We start from the raw sequence: 2,974 nt of genomic DNA on the forward strand, positions 1-2,974 counted from the left end.
CCAAGCGCTTCTTCGAGCGCGCGCTGAGCGTCGTCGTTGGCTTCGCCCAGTGTTTCGACGAGGGCGTAGACCGGATAACGCGTCGAAAAGGCAGGCTTGAGCCTGGCCACGTCGCAGGCGGCCAGCATGAAGTCGTCCCACATCAGCTCGAACGACGACAGGCCCGGCAAGCGCATGCGCAATGTCTTGAGCAGGCGCGCGGCCGCATCGAACGAGCCGAGCGCGCACAGCGCCGTTTGCGCGGCGGCGGGCTTCGGTTCGAGCTTGAGCACAAGGCGCGTGATGACGCCGAGCAACCCCTCCGAGCCGATGAACAACTGCTTGAGATCGATGCCCGTGGTGTTCTTCGTCACGCGATTGAGCATCGGCAGCACGGTGCCGTCGGGCAGGGCGACTTCGAGACCGAGAATACGCTCGCGCATGGTGCCGAAGCGCACGACGCGATTGCCGCCCGCATTCGTTGCCGCGTTGCCACCCAACTGGCACGAGCCGCGCGCGCCCAGATCGAGCGGGAAGAACCAGCCTTCGGCTTCGACGTGCGTTTGCAACTGCTCGAGGAGCACGCCGGCCTGCACGGTCACGGTGCCGCCGGTCGTATCGAACGCCTCGAGCGCATTCAGACGCGCAAGCGAAAGCGCCACTTCGCCCGCCTGCGGCGTGGCCGCGCCAGCGAGGCCGGTCAAGCCGCCTTGCACGACCACCGGCTGCCGGTATTGCGAGAGCACGGCGAGCGCACGCGCGACTTCCTCGGGTGTGCGCGGCAGGATCACGAGCGGCGGCGCGCAGCGCGGCGCGTCGCTCCAGTCGGCCGCGTGCGAGTTGGCGACGGCCGGATCGGTGCTCACGCGGTCGGCGCCAAGCGCATTCGCGAGTGCGTCGGGAAGGGACATCGGAGGCGAGGGTTGCATGGTTTGGTCGGTTGGGATCGAAGGAGTCGGGGGTGTCGGCTAGCCGGTCTGATGCATGCGCTCGACCTTGCCGCCAAGCCGCTTGAGCGCGAGCCCCGCAACGAGCCCGATGCACGCGATCGCCGTCATGTAGAGGCCGGGCGCGACAGGTCCGACGCGATGCAGCAGATCGGTCACGACGAGCGGCGTGATGCCCGTGAACAGCACGGTCGCGAGATTGAGCGAGAGCGCGATGCCGGAGAAGCGGACGTGGGTCGGAAAGAGATCGGCGAGCAGGAACGCGTAGGTGCCGTTCACGAAGCCGCCGACGAAGCCGATTACGGCGAACGTCGTGAATGGATCGATGCCATGCGCGGCCACGAGCCGGTAAAACGGATAGCTGCCCGCAAGCATGATGAGCGCGCCCGCGCGATGCACGAGACGCGGCGGGATGCGGTCGCCGAGCCACGCGCAGGCGAGCAGCGACGCGGACATCGTCGCGATGCCGACGTTTTGCGCCGCGCTCGCGATAGCCGGCGAATAGTGCAGCACGGTCGTGAGGTACGACGGCAATACGACGAAGAGCAGGCTGTTCGCCGCGTTGACGATGCCCGCCACGCCCACGCCCGCCGTCACCTGCCACGCAAACGTGCGCAGCACCGTGCGAAACGGACGCTTGGCCTTGTGGCTGCGCAGGCGCTGGAATTCCGCCGATTCTTCGAGCGACGTGCGCAGCCAGTACGAGAAGAGCCCGATCAGTCCGCCAAAAATGAACGCGATGCGCCAGCCGTACGCAATGACGTCGGCGGCGTCGAGCGTTGCGTGCAGCGCGAGGCTCATCAGCGTTGCCGTAAGCACACCTGAATTGAGGCAGAACACGACGAGGCCGCCAACAAGGCTCGCGCGCTGCGGCATCTCTTCAACGACGTACGTGATCGAACACGGCAATTCGCCCGCGAGAAAGAAGCCTTGCGCGAGGCGCAGCAACACGAGCAGCACGGGCGCGAATACGCCGATGCTCGCGTAGCCGGGAATGAGGCCGATGCCGATCGTCGAGGCCGACATCGCAAGCACGGAGACGAGAAAGATCGCGCGCCGGCCGAAGCGGTCGCCGAGGCTCGAAAGCACGATGCCGCCGAGTGGCCGTGAGACGTAGCCGATCGCGAATACGCTGAACGTGCTGATGAGCGAGGCGATGGGATCGGCGGCGGGGAAGAACTGCCTCGCGATCTCGCGCGCGAACACGCCGTAGATGATGAAGTCGTAGATTTCGAGCGAGCCGCCGAGGCTCGCGAGTATCACCGTCTTCCACTTGCGCTTGAGGCCGGCCGGCGTGGCGGCCGCGGCGAGTCCGGCTGATGGCATGGTCGTCTCCAGTTTGTCTTTGTCGTCTTTTCTTGTCGGTCAGTGCGCGGTGGCGCGCACTATGCCGCCGGTACCGGCGTCGCGGCGGGCGTGCCGGTCCTGAGCGCGGCTTCGCGTCCGCCGAACGATTCGATCAGCCGTGCCTGATCGGCCTTCGCGGCGGCATCGACGGCTTCGGGATCAAGCAGTGCGCGCAACTGCGCTTCGAAACGCGCGAGCACGTGCGCATAGACGGGATCGGCGGCCACGTCGTCGAGTTCTTCGGGGTCTCGTTCGAGATCGAACAACTCGGGGCGCAGGCCAACGTAATAGTGAAACTTGTAGCGCGCGTCGGCGAGCAGATAGGCCGCCGCTTCCGAGCCCACGGCGTGATACTCGCTGAACGCGAGCCGCTCGCGCTGCGCGGGCGCGTTCGCCAGTTGTGCGAGCGAGGTGCCAGGGCCCGTCATCAGCGTCTTGGGGCAGCCGGTCAGATCGAGCAGCGTGTTCTGGACATCGACGAGCGACACCGGTGTCTCGCTGACCTTGCTTGCGGGAATGCCCGGGCCGGCGAGGATCATCGGCACGCCCGTGGATTCCCGGTACATCAGGCACTTGTTCCACATGCCGCGCTTGCCCAGATTGTCGCCGTGGTCGCTGCTGTAGATCACGGTGGTCGTCTCTTCGAGACCGTTGGCGCGCAGCGCGTCGAGCACCTTGCCGGCCTGCGCGTCCATGAACGA

The 2,974-nt window shown here is 66.5% G+C and carries 3 protein-coding genes; all 3 read right to left on the reverse strand.

Annotated features, from left to right (window positions below; genetic code table 11):
- The coding region (locus U5A65_RS40565; RefSeq protein ID WP_321949695.1) for an FAD-binding oxidoreductase at positions 1 to 908 on the reverse strand (908 nt) is incomplete at its 3' end.
- A gap of 39 nt (positions 909 to 947) precedes the next feature.
- A complete protein-coding gene (locus U5A65_RS40570; RefSeq protein WP_321949697.1) occupies positions 948 to 2,252 on the reverse strand; it encodes an MFS transporter in 1,305 nt (434 codons plus the stop codon).
- Between the two features lie 59 nt (positions 2,253 to 2,311).
- Positions 2,312 to 2,974 (reverse strand): sulfatase-like hydrolase/transferase (locus U5A65_RS40575; protein WP_321949699.1); only part of this gene is annotated, 663 nt, incomplete at its 5' end.

The organism is Paraburkholderia sp. J10-1 (assembly GCF_905220165.1).
In the GTDB taxonomy this organism is placed as follows: Bacteria; Pseudomonadota; Gammaproteobacteria; order Burkholderiales; family Burkholderiaceae; genus Paraburkholderia.

Excerpts from the sequence above, each read along its gene's own strand:
- U5A65_RS40570 (WP_321949697.1), bottom strand. The coding sequence starts at position 2,252 with ATGCCATCAGCCGGACTCGCCGCGGCCGCCACGCCGGCCGGCCTCAAG.